The 18,389-nt window shown below is 43.7% G+C and carries 27 protein-coding genes; 16 read left to right on the top strand and 11 right to left on the bottom strand.

Going from position 1 to position 18,389, the window contains the following annotated elements:
- Positions 1 to 94 precede the first annotated feature (94 nt).
- Entirely contained in the window at positions 95 to 1,141 is a 1,047-nt protein-coding gene (locus MADE_RS02965) for an IS110 family RNA-guided transposase (protein ID WP_012517123.1), read from the bottom strand.
- A gap of 261 nt (positions 1,142 to 1,402) precedes the next feature.
- Between MADE_RS02965 and MADE_RS02960 the strand changes: the two genes are divergently transcribed.
- The 4 genes from MADE_RS02960 (at position 1,403) to MADE_RS02945 (ending at position 2,580) form a co-directional block, all read left to right on the top strand.
- Positions 1,403 to 1,636, top strand: a complete 234-nt coding sequence (locus tag MADE_RS02960) for a ribbon-helix-helix domain-containing protein (protein WP_012517122.1) — start codon at positions 1,403 to 1,405, stop codon at positions 1,634 to 1,636.
- On the top strand, positions 1,623 to 1,886 hold the full coding sequence (locus tag MADE_RS02955; RefSeq protein ID WP_012517121.1) for a type II toxin-antitoxin system RelE family toxin: 264 nt from the start codon (positions 1,623 to 1,625) through the stop codon (positions 1,884 to 1,886). Before MADE_RS02960 ends, MADE_RS02955 begins: the two co-directional genes overlap by 14 nt.
- Positions 1,887 to 2,061: 175 nt before the next feature.
- Complete coding sequence (locus MADE_RS02950; protein WP_012517120.1) at positions 2,062 to 2,280, top strand: addiction module protein; 219 nt, start codon at positions 2,062 to 2,064, stop codon at positions 2,278 to 2,280.
- A gap of 3 nt (positions 2,281 to 2,283) precedes the next feature.
- Positions 2,284 to 2,580 carry a type II toxin-antitoxin system RelE/ParE family toxin gene (locus tag MADE_RS02945; RefSeq protein WP_012517119.1) on the top strand — a complete coding sequence of 99 codons (297 nt, stop codon included), beginning with the start codon at positions 2,284 to 2,286 and terminating at the stop codon, positions 2,578 to 2,580.
- Between the two features lie 111 nt (positions 2,581 to 2,691).
- Here the strand turns inward: MADE_RS02945 and MADE_RS02940 are convergent, their stop codons facing one another.
- On the bottom strand, positions 2,692 to 2,985 hold the full coding sequence (locus MADE_RS02940; RefSeq protein WP_012517118.1) for a type II toxin-antitoxin system RelE family toxin: 294 nt from the start codon (positions 2,983 to 2,985) through the stop codon (positions 2,692 to 2,694).
- The gene (locus tag MADE_RS02935; RefSeq protein ID WP_012517117.1) at positions 2,975 to 3,223 is read right to left on the bottom strand and encodes a type II toxin-antitoxin system Phd/YefM family antitoxin; all 249 of its coding nucleotides are present in this window, start codon (positions 3,221 to 3,223) and stop codon (positions 2,975 to 2,977) included. The genes MADE_RS02940 and MADE_RS02935 overlap by 11 nt, the downstream gene beginning before the upstream one ends.
- Positions 3,224 to 3,371: 148 nt before the next feature.
- On the opposite strand from MADE_RS02935, the gene MADE_RS02930 reads away from it, so the two are divergent.
- The 4 genes from MADE_RS02930 to brnA all read left to right on the top strand — a co-directional run bounded on the left by MADE_RS02930 (position 3,372) and on the right by brnA (position 4,603).
- Entirely contained in the window at positions 3,372 to 3,650 is a 279-nt protein-coding gene (locus MADE_RS02930; protein ID WP_012517116.1) for a type II toxin-antitoxin system RelE/ParE family toxin, read from the top strand.
- Positions 3,650 to 3,943 carry a HigA family addiction module antitoxin gene (locus MADE_RS02925; RefSeq protein WP_012517115.1) on the top strand — a complete coding sequence of 98 codons (294 nt, stop codon included), beginning with the start codon at positions 3,650 to 3,652 and terminating at the stop codon, positions 3,941 to 3,943. The genes MADE_RS02930 and MADE_RS02925 overlap by 1 nt, the downstream gene beginning before the upstream one ends.
- A gap of 161 nt (positions 3,944 to 4,104) precedes the next feature.
- Entirely contained in the window at positions 4,105 to 4,368 is a 264-nt protein-coding gene (locus MADE_RS02920; protein WP_012517114.1) for a BrnT family toxin, read from the top strand.
- Positions 4,358 to 4,603, top strand: coding sequence for a type II toxin-antitoxin system BrnA family antitoxin (gene brnA / locus MADE_RS02915; protein ID WP_012517113.1), 246 nt, complete (start codon positions 4,358 to 4,360; stop codon positions 4,601 to 4,603). Before MADE_RS02920 ends, brnA begins: the two co-directional genes overlap by 11 nt.
- 93 nt (positions 4,604 to 4,696) lie before the next feature.
- Here the strand turns inward: brnA and MADE_RS02910 are convergent, their stop codons facing one another.
- Positions 4,697 to 4,918: a toxin-antitoxin system HicB family antitoxin gene (locus tag MADE_RS02910; RefSeq protein ID WP_012517112.1), complete on the bottom strand. Its 222-nt coding sequence runs from the start codon at positions 4,916 to 4,918 to the stop codon at positions 4,697 to 4,699.
- Between the two features lies 1 nt (position 4,919).
- On the bottom strand, positions 4,920 to 5,342 hold the full coding sequence (locus tag MADE_RS02905) for a putative toxin-antitoxin system toxin component, PIN family (protein ID WP_012517111.1): 423 nt from the start codon (positions 5,340 to 5,342) through the stop codon (positions 4,920 to 4,922).
- A gap of 263 nt (positions 5,343 to 5,605) precedes the next feature.
- On the opposite strand from MADE_RS02905, the gene MADE_RS02900 reads away from it, so the two are divergent.
- The 3 genes from MADE_RS02900 to MADE_RS02890 are packed head-to-tail and all read left to right on the top strand — an operon-like array spanning position 5,606 to position 6,834.
- Positions 5,606 to 6,028 carry an N-acetyltransferase gene (locus MADE_RS02900; protein ID WP_012517110.1) on the top strand — a complete coding sequence of 141 codons (423 nt, stop codon included), beginning with the start codon at positions 5,606 to 5,608 and terminating at the stop codon, positions 6,026 to 6,028.
- Positions 6,025 to 6,480 (top strand): GNAT family N-acetyltransferase, encoded by a 456-nt coding sequence (locus tag MADE_RS02895; RefSeq protein ID WP_012517109.1) that lies wholly within the window; start codon positions 6,025 to 6,027, stop codon positions 6,478 to 6,480. The genes MADE_RS02900 and MADE_RS02895 overlap by 4 nt, the downstream gene beginning before the upstream one ends.
- 24 nt (positions 6,481 to 6,504) lie before the next feature.
- Complete coding sequence (locus MADE_RS02890) at positions 6,505 to 6,834, top strand: zinc ribbon domain-containing protein YjdM (protein ID WP_012517108.1); 330 nt, start codon at positions 6,505 to 6,507, stop codon at positions 6,832 to 6,834.
- 80 nt (positions 6,835 to 6,914) lie between these two features.
- On the opposite strand, the gene MADE_RS02885 is transcribed toward MADE_RS02890, so the two are convergent.
- The 4 genes from MADE_RS02885 to MADE_RS02870 form a co-directional block, all read right to left on the bottom strand.
- Positions 6,915 to 7,391: a hypothetical protein gene (locus MADE_RS02885; protein ID WP_012517107.1), complete on the bottom strand. Its 477-nt coding sequence runs from the start codon at positions 7,389 to 7,391 to the stop codon at positions 6,915 to 6,917.
- Positions 7,392 to 7,506: 115 nt separating this feature from the next.
- Positions 7,507 to 8,778 (bottom strand): NRAMP family divalent metal transporter, encoded by a 1,272-nt coding sequence (locus MADE_RS02880; protein ID WP_041912748.1) that lies wholly within the window; start codon positions 8,776 to 8,778, stop codon positions 7,507 to 7,509.
- Between the two features lie 166 nt (positions 8,779 to 8,944).
- On the bottom strand, positions 8,945 to 9,742 hold the full coding sequence (locus MADE_RS02875; RefSeq protein ID WP_012517105.1) for a substrate-binding periplasmic protein: 798 nt from the start codon (positions 9,740 to 9,742) through the stop codon (positions 8,945 to 8,947).
- A 20-nt stretch (positions 9,743 to 9,762) separates the two neighbouring features.
- Complete coding sequence (locus MADE_RS02870) at positions 9,763 to 10,881, bottom strand: TonB-dependent receptor (protein ID WP_012517104.1); 1,119 nt, start codon at positions 10,879 to 10,881, stop codon at positions 9,763 to 9,765.
- A gap of 303 nt (positions 10,882 to 11,184) precedes the next feature.
- On the opposite strand from MADE_RS02870, the gene MADE_RS02865 reads away from it, so the two are divergent.
- From MADE_RS02865 to MADE_RS02855, 3 genes are all read left to right on the top strand, one after another.
- On the top strand, positions 11,185 to 11,571 hold the full coding sequence (locus tag MADE_RS02865) for a VOC family protein (RefSeq protein ID WP_012517103.1): 387 nt from the start codon (positions 11,185 to 11,187) through the stop codon (positions 11,569 to 11,571).
- Between the two features lie 115 nt (positions 11,572 to 11,686).
- Positions 11,687 to 11,998, top strand: a complete 312-nt coding sequence (locus MADE_RS02860) for a hypothetical protein (RefSeq protein WP_012517102.1) — start codon at positions 11,687 to 11,689, stop codon at positions 11,996 to 11,998.
- A 221-nt stretch (positions 11,999 to 12,219) separates the two neighbouring features.
- Positions 12,220 to 12,924, top strand: a complete 705-nt coding sequence (locus tag MADE_RS02855) for a YitT family protein (protein ID WP_012517101.1) — start codon at positions 12,220 to 12,222, stop codon at positions 12,922 to 12,924.
- Positions 12,925 to 13,321: 397 nt separating this feature from the next.
- Here the strand turns inward: MADE_RS02855 and alr are convergent, their stop codons facing one another.
- A complete protein-coding gene (gene alr, locus MADE_RS02850; protein ID WP_012517100.1) occupies positions 13,322 to 14,398 on the bottom strand; it encodes an alanine racemase in 1,077 nt (358 codons plus the stop codon).
- Between the two features lie 190 nt (positions 14,399 to 14,588).
- Between alr and murQ the strand changes: the two genes are divergently transcribed.
- Both murQ and MADE_RS02840 read left to right on the top strand, forming a co-directional pair.
- Complete coding sequence (murQ, locus tag MADE_RS02845; protein ID WP_012517099.1) at positions 14,589 to 15,584, top strand: N-acetylmuramic acid 6-phosphate etherase; 996 nt, start codon at positions 14,589 to 14,591, stop codon at positions 15,582 to 15,584.
- Between the two features lie 18 nt (positions 15,585 to 15,602).
- Entirely contained in the window at positions 15,603 to 17,132 is a 1,530-nt protein-coding gene (locus MADE_RS02840; protein WP_012517098.1) for an exo-beta-N-acetylmuramidase NamZ family protein, read from the top strand.
- 159 nt (positions 17,133 to 17,291) lie between these two features.
- Here the strand turns inward: MADE_RS02840 and MADE_RS02835 are convergent, their stop codons facing one another.
- Complete coding sequence (locus tag MADE_RS02835) at positions 17,292 to 18,362, bottom strand: mechanosensitive ion channel family protein (protein WP_012517097.1); 1,071 nt, start codon at positions 18,360 to 18,362, stop codon at positions 17,292 to 17,294.
- Positions 18,363 to 18,389 lie beyond the last annotated feature (27 nt).

Raw genomic sequence — 18,389 nt, 5'->3', positions numbered from 1 at the left:
TAGTTCATGCCTTACAGGTTATTCCCCTAAATAACCATGAACACCATACTCACCATTCGACCAGTTAGATGTTCAGCTCATCCGCCTGTGCGACTTACCCTGCTAAAAATCGTTCACTGTCGAATACCGTTTGATTCTTCAACATAAAGTACATACAACGACCGAGTTTATGCGCCAAAGCCGATAGTGCTTTTGCCTTGCTCATTCGCTTTTGTAACTTAGCTAAATAAGCCTGCGCAGGCGGATTACCCTTTAGAAAAAGTACCGCTGCTTCAGAAAACGCCCACTTAAGATGCGCATTACCAATTTTATTTCCCTGAGTACCGTAGCTTTTACCTGCTGACTCTGCTTTGCATTTAACTAGGCGAGAATAAGACGCAAACTTCTGAACACTGTCGAAACGCTGAATACTGCCTATCTCGTAAAGAATAGTCAGCGCAAGAACTCGTCCGACACCAGGTAATGAACGCAGCAAATAGTAGTCTCTGCCATTATCATGCTTAGTGAGCTTTTCAACATGACATTCAATGCTGCTGACTTCATGGTCGTAAACTTCAATCAATCGTAGATTCATATCAATACTGCGTTGAACTTGTGGATTAGGGAAATACCCACGCATTGCATCGCGACCTGTGGTGTAGCTTAAGTCTGACTTATCAGGGACTGGCAGGTTGTACTGTGACAACGCGTTCTTTATAAATGCCTTTAACTCGGCACTATGGCGCATAGCGTGCGTTCGTCTGCGTAACAAATCTCGAATAGCACGCTTCTCCTTTGGATAAACGTAAGCCAAAGGAAAATTACCACCTCGCATTAACTTGGCGATCTTATACGCATCAATTTTATCGTTCTTCGTCTTACCACCATGAATAGCCTTCATGTAGAGAGCGTGGCCGAGGATGAAATCAATATTATGATGTTCACAAAAATCACTGAGCCAGTACCAACAATGCATACATTCTGCGCCCACCACAATATTCCCGATGTAGGGTGCAAGAAGGTTTAAAAGCTGTTCGGGAGAATCCTTTATCTTCTTATGAACCAGTATCTCGCCGCGTTCATCTAAGATGCACACATAAAGCATTCGTGCATGAAGATCGATTCCGCAGTAAAAAGGATGTAAGTTAGTATAGAATTGCATTGAGTCTTCTCCATTTTGGGTTTGGTCGCCTTCCAGCTTAGCCAATAAAATTGGTTAAGCTGGGGAGAAGGCTCAATAAGTATCAAGCCAATAAACTCACTCACTGCGTTCGCTGGGACGCAAACACGCGGGGCGGCTACGCCATTATGCCCCACATGTCTGCGCCCGTTATTGAAAAGTTAGGTACTCTTGAGTCAAAATTAGCCCAACTGACATTTTAACGCTATAATGTTTTAATGTTACATAAATGGAGGCTTATTCATGAGTACTTTATCAAAACGATCTACCGTCTACTTCGAACCAGCAATTCATAATGCTTTGAAACTGCGGGCGGCATCATCAGATACCTCAATATCAGAACTGATTGATGAAGCAGTAAGACTCCTTATGAAAGAAGATCAAGAAGATTTGGCTGCGGTAAGACAAAGGGCCAAAGAGCCCGAAATCTCCTATGAGGACTTGCTAAACACTTTGGAAGCTGATGGAAAAATATAGCGTCACTTTCAAGAAGTCAGTAGCAAAAGATTTTAGGGCAATTCCCAAGTCGGACGTTAAAAAGATCCTCGCCAAAATTGACTTATTAGCTGAAAACCCGCGAAGGGATGGAGCAATTAAACTTAGTGGACTCGACTTGTATCGTATCCGGCAAGGTCTTTATAGAATAATTTATGAAATCCGAGAAAACGAGCTTGTTGTACAGGTGATAAAAGTCGGGCATCGCTCCGATGTTTATAAACGTACCTAACAAACTCAATTAACTCACTCACTTCGTTCGCTGGGTCGCATACACGTGGGCTGCTTCGCATTATAGCCCACGCGCCTGCGCCCCTTATTTAAAAGTTAGCCGCTACTTGTAAATCCAGCCTTTCACTTCTCTTTTTTAGTGGTAATATCAAATCATACCCAATGGGAGTTATTTTATGTCTGATGCATTAAAAGTGATGCTTGCAAATATCGAGCAACTCAGTACTAAAGAGAAAGCACTTGCTGCCCACTGTCTTTTAACGGCTATGGATACCAAGATTGATAGCGATGTGGAATCCGAGTGGGTAAAACTTGCAGAATCTCGCAGCGCAGAGCTAGAGTCTGGTGCGGTAAAAAGCATTAGTTGGGAAGAGATAGAAAAGGATCTTAATTAAAAGATGCTGCCTGTTTCCTTTCACCCAGAGGTTAAAAGGGAAATAAAAGAGTCGTTTGATTGGTATCAAGAACAGTCATTGGGTTTGGGTCACGAATTTACTCAAGAACTCAAGGAAGCCATCGATTCAGTTAGCTCTTTGCCATCGGCATGGACAAAAATAGGGCAAACTCATCGACGCTTTGTCTTAAGCAGGTTCCCATACTCTATTATTTATAAAATTATCGAAAACAGGGAAATTAGTGTGGTAGCTATTATGCACAACCACCGAAAACCAGGGTATTGGCACGAACGCGGCTAGCAAGACGCTCAAGCCACTCCCTCCGGTCGCTGGGAAACTACCATGCGGGCTAACTCACTCCGTTCGGATTATAGCCCACACGCTGGCGCCCCTTATTTAAAAGTTAAACCCTTATTCAACATCAAGTCTCTTTAATGCTTTTTTGTAAGCCTCATTTCTCTCACGTTTTCCCACTGCAAGCACTGTAACTACAACTACGTCATCAAGTACCTGATACACCAACCTATATCCTGATTGACGTAATTTTATTTTATAAACATTATCGGCACCTAACACTCTATCTGGGGCTACGTGTGGTGTTTTTAATCTCTCTGCTAATTTCTTTTTCAGTTGCTGCTGCAAAGTACTACCTAGCTTATTCCATTCTTTTAGGGCGCTGCTCTTAAACTCTAATTTATAGGTCATCCAAATTCACCGAAACGCTTTCTTCACCTTGCCTTTCTTTAACAAGCTGCAGTAGTTCCAGATCCTCCAAACGATCCATCATTTTTTCGTAAATCTCAGCTGGGACACAATAGAATGCGGGTTCATTCCTATTCAATATAGCGACAGGGTCGCCATATGCACTGCTCGCAACTTTCATAGGGTTTGCTTTTAGTTCAGTAATACTTGCAGCCACGTCTGCCAAAATCCTCGTCGCCATATCGGTCTCCTAAAAGGTCTTTAATTAGGTCATTTTAGGCTATCATTGTCGGTTTAACAAGCGCATAAACTCGCTCACTACGTTCGCTGGGACAAAAACACGTAGGCGCCAAGTTGCACCGCGTTGCGCAACACGCTACACTCTTTTCATGATTAAGTCATTTAAACATAAGGGCCTGAAGCTGTTTTTCGAAAAAGGGAAAACTTCAGGCATACAGACTAAGCACGCGAAAAAACTTCGCATGCAGTTAGCAGCTATTCACACCGCGCAAGATATTGATGACATTAATTTGCCAGGCTTCTCTCTACATCAACTTAAAGGAGAAAGGTCAAACATTTGGTCGATATCTGTCAACGGTAACTGGAGAGTAACTTTCGAGTTCACGGATGGTAATGCTTACATCTTAAATTACGAGGATTATCACTAATGAATATGCATAACCCACCACACCCCGGTGAATTTATTGAGTCCATTTACATGGAGCCACACGGCATAAGTTGCAGGACACTTGCAACCCATCTTGGTGTAGCCGCTTCTACACTAAATCGTGTCGTTAAGGGAAAAAGTGCAGTAACGCCAGAAATGGCATTAAGGTTATCAAAGGTATTAGGGCGCAGCCCTGAGAGTTGGCTTAGTATGCAAGACAACTATGAACTTTGGCAGGCAAAGCAAAACATCAACTTGGATAACGTCCAGCCAATAGATCTGCATACCGCCTAACAATCAAATTAAACCGCTCGCAGGTGCGCTAGGACAATAACACGTGGGCTCTGTCGCTTCGCTCGGATTTTAGCCCACGTATTACTGCCCCTTATGTGGGTAGTTAGCTGCCCCTCAATTTCACCCTTGCAGAATGAGTTAAAAAGGTATAATTTTTACTCATGCAGAATTTCGAATTTGACCAGTCTAAAAGTGATTCTAATTTCACCAAACACGGAATCGACTTTGTTGAAGCCCAAAAGCTTTGGAATGACCCAATGCTTTTGGAGATCCCAGCAAAAACAGAGGATGAACCTAGATATATCATTATTGGTCTTATAGGTGGCAAACACTGGACAGCAGTGATTACTCATAGGAATAAAAACATTCGAATTATTTCTGTACGGCGCGCTAGAAAGTCAGAGGTGGCAATATATGAAAGCTAAAAATTTCGAGGAAAATTTTGAGAGTGGAGATGAAATCCTTCAGCACTTAGATTTATCCAAAGCAAAACGCCCAATGCAAAAACAAAAAAGGATTAACGTGGACATTCCGGAATGGATGGTCGATTCCTTGGATAGAGAAGCCGGTCGAGTTGGCGTTACTCGCCAATCTATAATTAAGGTTTGGTTGGCTGAGAGACTGGAGCAATCGCAGTCTTTAGAACGCACAAGCAGCTAACAAAGCGCTAAACACTTCCACTTCGTTCACTGGGACAGTAACGCAGCGGCGCTTCGCTATTATGCCGCTACGTCACTGCCCCAAAGCTTAGCGTTAGCTACCAAAATGTGAATCAAGCTTATCGAGAAGTTCTAAACCTTTCTTTTTGTCTCCAGTAGCAGCAATCGCCTTAAATCTTACCTCTGTATCAAATTCAGCTATCGCTTGTGTAGATAACTCTTCTATTAATTTGTTTAAGCTCAATTTTTTATGCGCAGCCAAAGCTTTCAATCGATTATGCTTATCGTCTGGTAAACGTACAGTTAGAGTAGACATATTAAACTCCTCTCAAATAATCTTCTGGCGCTAACACTTTCAAACCTTCAAATTGTAATTCCGCATTTCGCAGATCTTTTAGGTTATTCGTAATAATGCTCTCAGCATTTCCTGCTACTGCAAGTTCAATGAGAAAATTATCGCCTTCGTCTTTTAAATTTGGTCGCCACAAATAATGTATCTGCACCCATTCGCAAACACTAAAAAATGCTGCTAATAAATTGCTCACTTCGTCCTCGGTAAGCGGGCACAACTCTTTGATTTTGTCTCGCTTACTTACTGTTTCGTATTCCAAAAATAAGGTCGTGCTAATCAGCGGCTTTAACCTACCCAACAAGCATTGCCGTATCACTTCTCGAGCTGGCCCTGTTTTGCCAATCAGGGCGCTGATAAGTACACTGGTGTCAATAACTACTTTTTTCATAATTTATATGCTAGCGTATATGCTATCACTTTTCAATTTAACAATGGCAGCTAACAACCCAATAAATACACTCACTGCGTTCGCTGAGACGCATACACATGCGTTTGCTCACGTTGTGGCTTTCGTATCATTCATTACTATCGCTGCTAACTCTTCGGTAATAGGCATTGTGAAAAAGTGAGTCTTTAAGCACGAGAAAGTTTGACAATATAACGTAAGCTGAAGAATACTTTTCAACCACCCGCTACTTAACTAAAGCTAATATGGACGTTACCTTCATACCCACTACAAACCTGTCACATGCGGCAGCCATTACCTATGAAAACATGCGCATTTACTACGCTCAGTTCGCCCCTGATTGGACGGTAGATAAGGTACTAAGCGTTACTTCTGATTTGGAAAACTACGACATTTTACTCAATAAAGAGGTAGTAGGCGTGATGCGCCTTCATTTCAACTTGAGTACATGTGTGGTGCGCGACCTGCAGGTTATAGGTAGGGCACAAAATAAAGGAATAGGTATGGCTTCACTTCAAGAAGCGCAGAGGCTTGCTTTAAAAGCAAAGAAAAATACCCTATCTTTACGCGTTTTTAAAATCAGTCCCGCGGTTAACCTGTATTTAAGAGGTAACTTTGTGATTGAAAGCGAAGACGAGCGCTTTTTTAATATGGTGAAAAATGTATGAAGATTGTTATTGACGATCTTAGCGGGGGAGAAGTACTCGCCCTTTTAGAAGAGCATATATCGGATATGTACGCCACTTCTCCACCTGAAAGCGTACATGCTCTAGATGTGAACGCATTAAAAGCTTCAAACATTACGTTTTTTAGCGGTTGGAAGCAGCAGCAACTTGCAGGCTGTGTGGCAATTAAAACCCTTGATGCTAATTGCGCTGAGTTGAAATCTATGCGCACTGCCAAGCAGTTTCGGGGGACGGGTGTGGCTTCACAGTTATTACTTTTTGCCTTAGAACATGCGAAAATGAAGGGGTTCAGCTCGGTCAGTTTGGAAACGGGAACACAAGAATACTTTTTGGCAGCCAGAACCTTATATAAAAAGTTTGGTTTTGTGGACTGCGGCCCTTTTGCTAACTACGTTCTAGACCCTAACAGCCATTTCATGACCCGAGCATTTTAACTCAGTATTTTAAGAGAATTCACGATGTCGTTACCTCCTTGCCCCCACTGCCAATCAGAATATGTATACGAAGACCAGTCTCTACTCATTTGCCCCGAGTGTGGACACGAGTGGAACCCTAACGAAGTAGAAGAAGAGGTATCTGCAAAAGATTTTAACGGAACTCCTTTAGTGGCTGGCGATAAAATTACGCTAGCAAAAGATTTAAAAGTTAAAGGAAGCTCACTGGTACTAAAAATTGGTACTAAAGCCTTAATTCGCCACGTAAAAGATGCGAAAGACCACCAGCTAGATTGTAAGGTTGATGGCGCCGGTGAGATGATGCTTACAGCCCAATTCGTTAAAAAAGCATAAAGGGCGCCTGCAACAAATTTTGCGTACCACCACGCCCCTGTTTATATAGACTAACAGTTAGGCTTTGGCGTTTAACCGTATCACAGGGAGCGAACTCGCGCGTTGCAGGTGGCTAGCATTACGCGCCACACGAGTTTCGCTCGTTCATTAAATTGTACCAGCTCCACACCCCAAGACGCTTCCATGGCTTTTTGCCACACGTTACACGTTTCTATTTTATTGCTATGCAAAGGCGCAAGCGAGAGGCTTATTTGGAGCGATTCAAGCCAGTCGCGAAACACAGTATCTTGTGGCCCTGTCTCGCGCAATTGAGAAAGTTGTAGTGACGCTTGCTGTTTAATGCTTCGAAGCCGCTTATAAATTTTGCGTGGGTCTTCCTCTTGCCCAAGCAAGTGAAGCTCTCTTTCAATATCGTAGGCGTTATGCCACTTTACAGCGACCGAAGACGCTTCTGTGCACCCCCAGGTTACCGTGCATAGCAGGCACACGATGAGGCTAGATTTACATCGCTTAAAAATCGCTGAAAGAGAATAAGGTAATAATTTATCGCTGGGCACCGAATAACGCCCTCCTTTAATAGTGTCGAACAAAGTATAGAGGAGGATTTTTATTAAAGGTTGTCTAAGTACGCGTTATTAAACTAATTTACTAGGCGCGGCCGCGACTAGGCGCCTAACTGAACCATTTCCACCACACAAATACGATGAGAAAGCCAAACAGATAAGCTAGCCCAATATAGCTCAGCATTCTTACCACTACATTGGGCGACGCATCATGGTGTAATTGAGTGCTAGCTACTAACTTGTGGTTAAGCCAGGCAAACATGGGGGTGGTAACAAAGGCTAGTGTCATCGCAAAACCTAGCATTGCAAGTAAGGCAGACTTGAAGAAAAGAACAATAATAAAGCTGGCAACTGCCATGAACAATAGCACAGGTGTAACTAGCGTATTTCGCGCTGCTTTTTGTTTGTTAAAAAGTAAAGCTATAGCTTCAGCCACCACACGTGCATAGCCGTCGTACACGGTTAGCGCTGAGCCAAATATACATAAAAATGCCACCAGCGCGATAAGCCAATGGGCCCACTGCCCAATAGTTGATGAATACATACTGATAAGTTGGTGAGAAAAGCCAATGCCGCTTGTACTTAATTCCGTACCACTGCCATATAAAATAAGTGCCCCCAACCCCAGAAATAAGAGAGCAAGAAGCACAGTGACTGCATACCCCAAATTAAAGTCGAACAAGGCTATTTTAGGTGTTACAGCTTGGGTAGCACATTGACGCTTTAACCATAAAGAAGTGATAGACGATATTTCTATCGGCGCAGGCATCCAGCCCATGGTTACCACTAGAAAGCCTAAGGTAGCAAGAGTCCATGGCGAAGGCTGCTCTACCGGCGCCCCCATAGCTGGCGTGTAGTTGTTAAGTGCCACTATAAATACAGCCACTGTTGCCACAACCAATATGCCCATAATGCCTTTTGCGATATTGTCTAGCCCTTCAAAATGGCCTGCCAGTAATATGAGTAAGATGAGTGCAAGCACCACGCTTGCAGATAAGGTCACGGCTATATCAAAAGGAACAGAGTACGACAACAAACTTGCCGCAAACAGTAACAAGGCAGCGGCGTTCACTACCGATGCGATAATATTTAAGCATAGGGCAATGGCTAGGTAACGCTTACCCATGACTAGATAGCCCTGCTGTAGGGTTTGTTTAGTGCTAATGGTATAGCTGACCCCCGCCCTAAAAAAGGGATATTTAAGTAGGTTAACTACTAAAATAAGTAGTGCCAATTGCCATCCAAACTTCGCGCCCGCTTGGGTAGATGCCACTAAATGGCTCCCTCCCACTGCTGCTGTCGCCATAAGTACGCCTGGGCCAAGAAGTTTTAATAGCGCAGTAAAGCGGGCAAATAATGACGTTTCAGCTGAATACAACAAGGCAACCTCTAGGTGGGCGTGACAAAATAGCCGTCAACCATATCAGGTAAATATAAATCAGGAAAGATAGTCTAGGGTTAGAAGCAAAGTTCGCGATACAGGCTGCAATTGCTTGAAGAACACAGCCTATATCACGCTTATTTGTTGAAGGTATAAGTGAGTGACACTAGCGTCTGTCGTAGTTCACTTTCTTTTGAGGGTGTTGATAGTAACCTTCTTTTAGCAATCGCTTAAAACGGGTAAGTTTGCCGTCTAGCGTTAACTCTTCTAGCCCTTTGTTGAATAAAGAGAGAATAAGCTGACTATCGCCTTCACCTTTAGGTACTAACAAATGGGTAGTCACCGTTGAAATAAAAGGTTTGATAGACATTACGTCGCGACGATCACCCGTATTGAAGTCTCGCTGCAACAAATACCAACCGGTTAACTCATCGATGGGAAACACGTCGATGCTGCCTTCTATCAACGCTTCTAAGTTGCTTTTATCGGTAGGCGCTTCAACAACGTTTTTATTGTCTTGGATATAAGCAGCCAGTTCATCATTGTAAAGGTAACCTTCTGTTACCCCCATTTTAAGGTCTTTTAAGTCACCTAACTCCGACCACGTCTCTGGGCCTTTTTCAGCATTCACATAAAACACCAAGCTTTCTGCGGTAATCGGGTTACTGTGGTAAAATTCAGCTTCCCTTGCGCGCACAAAGTTGCCGTAAGAAATGGCGTCGTACTCGCCGTTTAGCGTCGCTTCTAATGCCTCTTCCCACGGTAGAGATACAAATTCAACAACCACGCCGGTTTCCAAAAAAGCATCAGCAATGATGTGGTTAATATAACCATCGTGCTGCATATCGGTTGACGTATAAGGCGCGTACTCTGTGGTCGCTATTCGCAGTTTCATCCACGCGTGGGCAAAACTTTGCATAGGTGTTAGCGCTAATATAAATGTCGCTATAAGTAATAATCGCATGTCAAAGTCCTGTTATTCGTTTAGAAGTAAATACCAAGGTTAATATTAAGACGGTGAGTCGTTTCCTGTCGACCGCCTAAATCTAGGCCGACGCCAGGGCCGCCCGAAAACCACATATTTTTACCTTGGATACTATCTACATATACAAACAATTTATCCCAACCAAAGCTACACCCGTTTATCCATTGAGACGAATTTTTACCTTCGCTACCTTGGCCTTTTGCCACACTATACTCTGAATAACAGGTGAGCGACTCGATGTGGGTAAATTTATACGGTACCGAGTAAACTAGGTTTGCCGAGTACGTTTTACCGTCAGCTGCCGCTAAGAATGGGAAAGTAAAAGACGACAATGCGATGCGATCATCTGCTTGCCCCTCTGGCGCAGCCAAATCGTACTCATAATCGATATACTGCAATTCCACTTTTACATCACCTTGCGTATGACGCATGTGAACGGCATAGGCGCTCATATCTCCATCATCCAAGGTATCTAAATTTAAAATGTTGCCATATTGATAAGACACGCCAATATCAGTGGTAGCACCACGGATAAAGTTCGCTGAGTAATTTGCGCGTAAGTTATATTGGCCATCTTCTTTATTACGGTATTCGCCGTCGTCGGCCACGTCAAAGGAATAACGCCCAAACTCTGCCGCGTCGTTGTACTCATCATTCATGAAGTAGGCGGCTTGGAAATCCCAGTTCTCCCAATCGTGATTTATTTTAACCCCGGCATCATAGTCATCTTCGAAGCCAAGGTAGTAATTCACCGAGAACCAAAAGTTATTACTGCCGAAGGGCTGTAGACCAAACGGTGTTTGCGTAATTCCCGCGGTAATTTGTGTCTGCTCATCAAAGTGATAGGTAAGGTCGGCAAAACGAACGGTATCGAAATCGGTGTTTTCGTACCAGCGATACTCTGCTTTGTAGCTGAATTGGTCTGATTCGCCTGATACGCCAAGCTTGAACGACTCAAACTCGAACCCATCCCTAAACTCAGGTTGTTGCCAGTCTTGGTGACCGTAATTTACCCGAACGTGTCCACTCAAATTGAACGGCAGCTCGTCGGCTTTAGCGAGGCCTGCGGTGCATGTAGCCAATGAAACTAAAGAAAATGCGGATAGTAGCTTGTTCATTACTGTTCCTGTATTTAACTTTTGGCGGGAACCCTAAACGAAACCATGCCTCTAAGTAAATAGTGGGGCGTGAACGTTTAAAGCGGCTGTGCGCCAAAATAAATCCTTCAGTACTAACTATACTGTGCAAACCTTACAAAAAGATCATTTGCAGAAAATGTTCATAAATGGTGGCTTAAAATATTGCGCTCACGGAAATCGCTCAGCATTATGCTATAACGGTTAATCTCCATTTCAGCTCGGCCACCTTTTAGGTAGTATTCACATTTAATTTATTCAAAATTGTGGGCTAACACCTATTTTATGACTCAACACCTTTCTGCTATTACCTTTTTCGTTGACGACTACGACAGCGCCATTGCGTATTTCACTTCGGTTCTAAATTTCACATTAACTGAAGATAAAGTTACCGGTGAGGACGCGCGATTTGTGCTGGTAACGCCATCGAATAGCCCGGCTAGTTTGTTATTAACACAGGCGAAAAACCAAGTTGAAAGCGCGCTTATTGGCAATCAAGCGGCCGATAAAGTGTTTTTAATTTTAAAAACAAACGATTTTTGGCGAGACTTTAACGACATGCGAAACAAAGGCGTGTTGTTTTTAGAGACCCCTCGCGAAGAAGTATATGGTACGGTCGCTATCTTTAAAGATAAGTTTGGCAATAAGTGGGACTTGATCCAAACAGCGTAACATCGCTTTATACAGGTTCGACTTTCAATTTATTTTCTGCCGCTATTGCCGCTTAGTGTCTTTCTGTTTATCAGAGCAGCGGTTGTAAACTTAACAAGTAAAGGAGATGCAATACGTGCAAGCCATGAAACGTTCCATTATTGCTGATGTGGTGGCAATAGCGGCTATCGCATTGCTGATCACCATTACATTTTACTGGATTGAGGCGAGGCGGGAAGTCATTATTCTATGCGATAATTTCACGCCTGGGGTTTTGAAAAAGAGTGTAGAACGTCAGTTAGATACTGCTGAATTGCTGTTATGGGATACCACGTTTGTTGCAAATGGCAGCAAGATTGAGGCATATAGTCCACTCCACTTAGGCATAATGCAGTGCAATATTGAATTTAATAAACAAGATATTGTGGTATTTTCTTATGTGGAGTAGTCGGTCTTCGGCCAGTTAGTGCATGTCTTAACCATTTCTATGACCCAGCGTGGTGCAACGTTTACATTGGCGCAACACCTTGTTCACCCCTACGCTAAGAGTCGTAAAGACAGACTTACCCCTGGTTGTTTATCGCACTGAGTTAACTTTTCATCTCGCTGTTACCTTTGAGGTTGTAAACGTATAATTACGCCGTGTCTTCTCAACGCAAGTTTCTTCTTATGCAAAAAACAAAACACAGTGTCATCGAGGATGTTTTCGCCCTGATAAGCGCCGGCTTGTTTGTTGCTTTTGGCGTATACCTATTCCAATCTCAAGATCTAATGGTAGGTGGCGCAGCAGGATTAGCCCTGTTAGGTACTTATGCCTTCGATATGGATTTTGGCTTGCTGTTCTTTCTTATCAACTTGCCGTTTTATACATTGGCATGGACGCAAATTAGCAAGCGATTCACCATAAACACTTTTATTTCTGTCACCACGGTATCGGTGTTAACCGAACAAATACCCGCGTTTGTAGATATTAGTCACGTTAACCCCATATTCGCTGCGGTATTTGGCGGCATATTAATTGGTGTAGGTATGCTGATGATGTTCCGTCATAGCTCGAGCCTTGGCGGCGTTGGCATTATGGCGTTTTTCCTACAACAGCGATTCAATATTAGAGCGGGTACGTTCCAACTGGCGGTAGACAGCACCATATTGCTTTGTGCGCTTTTCTTTATCGCTTGGCATTTAGTCCTTATCTCTATCTTAGCCGCGTTTTGTCTTAATATGGTCATTTCTCTTAACCATAGACCAGAGCGTTATTTCCCAGTACAGGGAGAGAACAATACAAAAAAGGTGGAAGGTGAGCGCACCGAGCCTAAATCAGGAAGTGGGCTAGACAATAATTTAAACAGCGAGTTACGCGCGCAAAACGGGTAAGCGAAAGCCCGTTAGCCAACCCGCCGCAAGGTTGCGTTACTTAACGCTAAACTAACGCAAATAAAAAGCCCGGTGAGTGACACACCCACCGGGCTTTTTTGTATCTTTTATTTGTATTCCTATACGCCTACAGCAACCCTATTGCTTCTTTTGAACAGGTCTTGACGGTCGACTTACTACTCCACGATTCACTCTTGGACGAGAAAACGAAGTACGCATACAAACCTCACTTTTGAGTTGTTGCTTAGTACAGTTGGAAGTGAAGCATTCACTGCAATCCTGAATCTAAGCAACGCTAGTATAGACTCAAGACAGGGGTAAAAGTCTCATTCTTTTAATGAATAGTGCTTAATTAAAACTTATATAGTTTAGAGGGAAAGTGGCACTACGTTGAAACTTATAGATATTTTACTATACGGGGAACGCGCTGCGACACCCGTGTCATTAACTCATAGTCGATGGTATCTGCACACGCAGCGACTTCCTGGATAGGCACGTTTTGCCCCCACAGCTCGACTTCATCACCCACACTCACATTATCGATGTGGGTAACATCAATGGTGATCATATCCATTGATACCCGGCCCGCCAGAAAAGCCCGTTTTCCACGCACCATCACTGGGGTTTTGTTTTTACAATGCCTTGGATAACCGTCTGCGTAGCCAATTCCCACAGTTGCAATTTTACTCGGTTTAGATGCCACCCACCTTTGACCGTAGCCAACCCCTTCGCCCGCAGCAATGGTACGCACCGCAAGTATACTGGAGCGAAGCGTCATAGCGGGGTAAATCTCAACACCAACATTGTTAGCTGTAGATACCGCACCGCCGTATACACCTACCCCTAACCGGTTCCACGCGTTGCGGCTTGCTGGCCAATTTACGGTAGCGGGGGAATTCGCAACGCTAGTAGGTAACCCAATAGCGTCGGCTACTCGTTTAAATGCTGATAATTGCGAGGCGGTAAAGCCGTTATCCACATCATCGGCACACGCGAAATGGGTGGCGATGACCGTTTGTTCGCTAAGGAGGTGACGATATTTTTTCGTCATATCTTCAATGTCGGAAATCGCAAAGCCTAAGCGGTGCATGCCGCTATCCACTTTAAGCCAAATGTGAGGACGTTGGTTTTCTGGGCAGTTATTCAACCACTGAAGTTGTTCTTCGCAGTGCATCACCAAAATACAATTATGCTGAAACGCCATCTGACACTCTTTCGCCTGATGCGCCCCTTCTAATACGACCACGGGCGCACTTATACCTGCATCGCGAAGTGCTATGGCTTCTTCGATAATGGCTACAGCGAATTGCGACGATACATGCTGTAAAATACGCGCTACATTTACGGCTCCATGCCCGTAGGCATCGGCTTTCACTACCGCCATCGACTGGCTTGATGGCGCTATCGCGGCAAGCGCTTTAAAGTTGTGTAAAAGGGCGTCAGCGTGAATGATAGCTTGCGTTTGTCGGCTCACAGAAAAACACGTTCCTTAAATGTTTATTGTCATCGAAAGAGTAAACGGAAAGTGTACCATGAGAAACTTTAAAGGCGTGCTAGATTAATGCTGAAAAAGGCGCAATCTAACGTAAGGTTTCTTGTAAGGTAAAATACCGTTATGCTTTGGCTTCGCACAATTTTATTACTACGTTGCTTCAAGGTTTTTAATGTCTACCCACAAGCCATCTACGACTTCACCTTCTCTTTCAAACAGCACTTCAGAGCCTGCTGAGCATACTCATTCCACCGTTAATGAACTAGCGCAGTCTCTTAATAAGATTATCTCGGAAGGCAGGAATCCAGACTCGCTGAATATAGATACGCTGAGTACGGTGGGTATTTTACGCTGTATAAACAATGAAGACGCTAAAGTCGCGCAGGCGGTTGCGCAAGAAATTCCACACATCGCAAAAGCGGTAGATGCAGCCACAATAAGTATTAAAAGTGGTGGAAGGCTTATATATATAGGCGCAGGCACGAGCGGGCGGTTAGGCATATTAGATGCGGTAGAGTGTAGACCTACGTTCAGCGTCCCCGATAGTTTAGTCGTTGGCGTAATCGCAGGCGGTGAAAGCGCAATACAACACGCGGTTGAAGGCGCTGAAGATAACGTTGAAGCGGGAAAGACTGACCTACAAACGCTCGCGCTTAGTCAAAAAGATACCGTCATCGGCATTTCAGCCAGTGGACGTACTCCGTATGTAAGTGGCGCTTTAGAATATGCACGATCACTGGGCTGCTTTACCGGTTCCATTGCGTGTAGCCCCAATGCAGCCATCTTTGAGAATGCGGATACGTCAATATGCCCAATCGTTGGCCCAGAAGTATTAACCGGAAGCACCCGTATGAAGTCGGGAACCGCCCAAAAGCTTATTTTAAATATGATAAGTACGAGCACCATGATCAAACTTGGTAAGACCTATCAGAATTTAATGGTAGATGTAAATGCCACAAACGAAAAGCTTAAAGCACGTGCTCTACGAATTGTTATGCAGGCTACCGAGTGCAGTGAAGATGCCGCTTTGACAGCCCTTAGTGGGTGCGATAATAAAGCTAAAGTTGCCATTTTAATGGTATTAACGGGGCAAAATGCCGAGCAGGCCGCCGCGCAGCTAAACGCCAACGATGGCTATTTGCGTAACGCGGTAAATGAAAGCGAATAGTTAAAGTAGATTATTGCTATGAAAGTTTTCGGGTTAATCAATACGAGCATAAAGGTTAGACGTTACACGATAAGCGCATTTGTTATTGCGCTGTCCCTGCTGACCACTTTCGCTTTCCTTACCGGATGCGCGCCAGAAAACTTATCTACACATGTATATACAAGCAGTAGTAACAGTAGAGACGTCAAGCAAGAAAGGTTGCCTAACGAATATTTAAACGCCGACCAACAAGCAGTAGGGGCTGAACGCTACTCAAAGTACCTACCTTTGTTAGTTGGTAAGCGGGTTAGCTTGGTAGTGAATCAAAGTGCCTTGGTTAAGGAACATAGTTATCTACCTCCCTCGCCCACGTATTCTTCCGCAAGCGAATTTGAAAATGGTGAAGCAAATAACAGCTTAACTGCGCATTCAAATTCGATTAAAGCAAACCATCGCTACCAGCATTTACTGGACGCCTTATTACGCCGCAGTATTAACGTGGTAAGCATTATGTCACCCGAGCACGGGTTTAGAGGAAATAAAGGCGCAGGTGAAAAGGTACATAGCGATATTGATGCTAAAACGGGTTTACCTATTCACTCTCTTTACGGCAAAACCAAAAAGCCAACGCCTGCTATGCTGGAAAATATCGATGTCATTGTCTTCGATATTCAGGATGTAGGCGTACGCTTCTATACGTATTTAAGTACTTTGCACTACGTAATGGAAGCCGCCTTCGCGCGCAATATCGACGTTATCGTGCTAGATAGACCAAACCCCAACGGTCGCTATGTCGACGGCCCGGTGTTGACGTCAGAATATTCTTCTTTCATTGGTATGCACCCTATTCCCGTTCTTCACGGCATGACTTTAGGTGAACTTGCGCAAATGATTGTGGGGGAACGTTGGTTGGGTATTGATGCGAGCAGCTACAACAATGCAAAACTTACCGTTGTACCGATGGAAGACTATAAACGCTCTGCACATTATTCACTGCCGGTAGCCCCTAGCCCTAACTTGCCAAACGATTTGTCTATTAAACTATACCCGACACTGTGCTTTTTCGAAGGTACCGATGTCAGCATTGGTCGCGGCACTGATTTTCCTTTTCAGCTTATCGGTCACCCCCGTGTTAAGTTAGGTGAAACTAAAGTACCGGTAAAAGCAAATAGTGCAGCGCCCCACCCTAAGCATGAAAATTCTATGTTAAGTGCGCACGTATTTGTTAACGCTGATTATACCAAAGCTAATTTTACGAAGTCACAAAGCTTTAGCCCTGGGCTATCAATTCGAGAATATTCACCTATTACTGGTTTAGACATCACAACCTTGATAAACGCCTATTCTCGCTTTTCTGAATATAACACCACTGTAAGCAACAGTGACGGCTCAAATGAAACCTTCTTTACTCGCCCAGAATTCTTCGACAAATTGGCCGGTACCGATGCGCTAAGAATTCAAATTCAAGCAGGCATGCCCCCCGAGAAAATTCGCCAAAGTTGGCAGAAAGAGTTAGGCGAGTTCAGAGAAAAAAGAGCGGCGTATCTTCTTTATCAAGACATTGAATGACGTTCAAATTAGCTACGCTAACGCAAAGAGTTAAAGAAATCTCGCGATGGCTAACATTCGTGAGAATAGAGGGAGAAATTCAAAAAAAGCCAACTTGTAAGTAAATACTCACACAACCCCTAAAGCAATAAAAATAGACTTTAAATAAGTTAGTGAAAGCTAACCATCGTCATTTTTTGTTTCAACCAAAATAGTAAGCTCAGCTTCAGCTGTGGCTTTTTGATGCTTAAGCTCATCCCTTCTTTCACTGTCACTTTCTGCAATCTTTGCATCAATATCGGCAATTTTCTTCATCAGCGTTTCTTTACTCTTTTCTTTTTGCTCTGCCTCTTCAGCTTTGTCAAAAATAACGTCTTCAGGAGACGTTTCCTCTTGTTTAGTTTGGCTAGGGGATTTAGCTATCATCTTCAAACCATCAGGCTGAGGGCGCTGATTCATAAAGCTGGGCGACACAATTTCAATGTCAGAATTATGCAGTGCATCGAGTACGGCTTTATGCAGCCTTGAACGAGCGCTTAGCAAGCTTTTCACTTCGGTAAGTAAACCAGAAATACGATAACTTACCGAAAAATCGCCCAACCCCACCACCTGCACAAATGACTCTGACAATTTGGCATTTTCTGCCGCAATAAGCAGGTGCTTTTCGATAATACTGTGATGTATGTCGTAGCCTAAACTAATATCTACGCTAACGATTGCGCCAGAGGCGCGAGTAACCGAGACCGGCGAATTCACCATCAGCGTATTGGAAAAGGCAATAAGCTCTCTGCTTTCGGTTTGAATTTCAACATCCAGCAGACCCATTTCGGTAACGCGTCCGCTATAGCCTTCTACCTTGATAAAGTCTCCCACTTTAAATGGGCGGTTAACACGAAGTACTATTCCGGCCATCAAATTTCCCACCATGGTGGTGGAAGAAAACGCAATTACCCCTGAAATTAGTACGCCAATAAGCGCGATCACTTGATTTCGTGTGCTTTCACTTACAGGAAGGGTCATCGCAATTATAACAGCTCCAACGATAGTAAGTACCAACATTCCTACTTGGCGGGGCAGTTTTTGTTCACTGGTAAGGTGGCCCTGTTTTGCCAGCAAAAGATAATGCAGTGCAATGAGCGCACTTATCACCAAAGCGATAGCAATGAGCAAAGGAGCAAATGGAAGTAGCGCACTTAACACAGTATCAATTAGCGATACCTGTGTAGTGTCTGATAATTTTTCTGTATCCATATTTTTTCCTTTAAGGTTACCTTTCCA

The organism is Alteromonas mediterranea DE (assembly GCF_000020585.3).
GTDB lineage: Bacteria > Pseudomonadota > Gammaproteobacteria > Enterobacterales > Alteromonadaceae > Alteromonas > Alteromonas mediterranea.
The sequence above is the reverse complement of the archived record's forward strand: the minus strand, read 5'-3'. Positions and strand labels throughout refer to the sequence as shown.

Excerpts from the sequence above, each read along its gene's own strand:
- MADE_RS02950 (WP_012517120.1), top strand. The coding sequence starts at position 2,062 with ATGTCTGATGCATTAAAAGTGATGCTTGCAAATATCGAGCAACTCAGT.
- MADE_RS02930 (WP_012517116.1), top strand. The coding sequence starts at position 3,372 with ATGATTAAGTCATTTAAACATAAGGGCCTGAAGCTGTTTTTCGAAAAA.
- MADE_RS02955 (WP_012517121.1), top strand. The coding sequence starts at position 1,623 with ATGGAAAAATATAGCGTCACTTTCAAGAAGTCAGTAGCAAAAGATTTT.
- MADE_RS02905 (WP_012517111.1), bottom strand. The coding sequence starts at position 5,342 with ATGAAAAAAGTAGTTATTGACACCAGTGTACTTATCAGCGCCCTGATT.
- MADE_RS02925 (WP_012517115.1), top strand. The coding sequence starts at position 3,650 with ATGAATATGCATAACCCACCACACCCCGGTGAATTTATTGAGTCCATT.
- MADE_RS02855 (WP_012517101.1), top strand. The coding sequence starts at position 12,220 with ATGCAAAAAACAAAACACAGTGTCATCGAGGATGTTTTCGCCCTGATA.
- MADE_RS02875 (WP_012517105.1), bottom strand. The coding sequence starts at position 9,742 with ATGCGATTATTACTTATAGCGACATTTATATTAGCGCTAACACCTATG.
- MADE_RS02965 (WP_012517123.1), bottom strand. The coding sequence starts at position 1,141 with ATGCAATTCTATACTAACTTACATCCTTTTTACTGCGGAATCGATCTT.
- MADE_RS02960 (WP_012517122.1), top strand. The coding sequence starts at position 1,403 with ATGAGTACTTTATCAAAACGATCTACCGTCTACTTCGAACCAGCAATT.
- MADE_RS02870 (WP_012517104.1), bottom strand. The coding sequence starts at position 10,881 with ATGAACAAGCTACTATCCGCATTTTCTTTAGTTTCATTGGCTACATGC.
- MADE_RS02840 (WP_012517098.1), top strand. The coding sequence starts at position 15,603 with ATGAAAGTTTTCGGGTTAATCAATACGAGCATAAAGGTTAGACGTTAC.
- MADE_RS02890 (WP_012517108.1), top strand. The coding sequence starts at position 6,505 with ATGTCGTTACCTCCTTGCCCCCACTGCCAATCAGAATATGTATACGAA.
- MADE_RS02920 (WP_012517114.1), top strand. The coding sequence starts at position 4,105 with ATGCAGAATTTCGAATTTGACCAGTCTAAAAGTGATTCTAATTTCACC.
- MADE_RS02935 (WP_012517117.1), bottom strand. The coding sequence starts at position 3,223 with ATGGCGACGAGGATTTTGGCAGACGTGGCTGCAAGTATTACTGAACTA.
- MADE_RS02865 (WP_012517103.1), top strand. The coding sequence starts at position 11,185 with ATGACTCAACACCTTTCTGCTATTACCTTTTTCGTTGACGACTACGAC.
- MADE_RS02895 (WP_012517109.1), top strand. The coding sequence starts at position 6,025 with ATGAAGATTGTTATTGACGATCTTAGCGGGGGAGAAGTACTCGCCCTT.
- MADE_RS02900 (WP_012517110.1), top strand. The coding sequence starts at position 5,606 with ATGGACGTTACCTTCATACCCACTACAAACCTGTCACATGCGGCAGCC.
- MADE_RS02835 (WP_012517097.1), bottom strand. The coding sequence starts at position 18,362 with ATGGATACAGAAAAATTATCAGACACTACACAGGTATCGCTAATTGAT.
- MADE_RS02945 (WP_012517119.1), top strand. The coding sequence starts at position 2,284 with ATGCTGCCTGTTTCCTTTCACCCAGAGGTTAAAAGGGAAATAAAAGAG.
- murQ (WP_012517099.1), top strand. The coding sequence starts at position 14,589 with ATGTCTACCCACAAGCCATCTACGACTTCACCTTCTCTTTCAAACAGC.
- MADE_RS02940 (WP_012517118.1), bottom strand. The coding sequence starts at position 2,985 with ATGACCTATAAATTAGAGTTTAAGAGCAGCGCCCTAAAAGAATGGAAT.
- MADE_RS02910 (WP_012517112.1), bottom strand. The coding sequence starts at position 4,918 with ATGTCTACTCTAACTGTACGTTTACCAGACGATAAGCATAATCGATTG.
- brnA (WP_012517113.1), top strand. The coding sequence starts at position 4,358 with ATGAAAGCTAAAAATTTCGAGGAAAATTTTGAGAGTGGAGATGAAATC.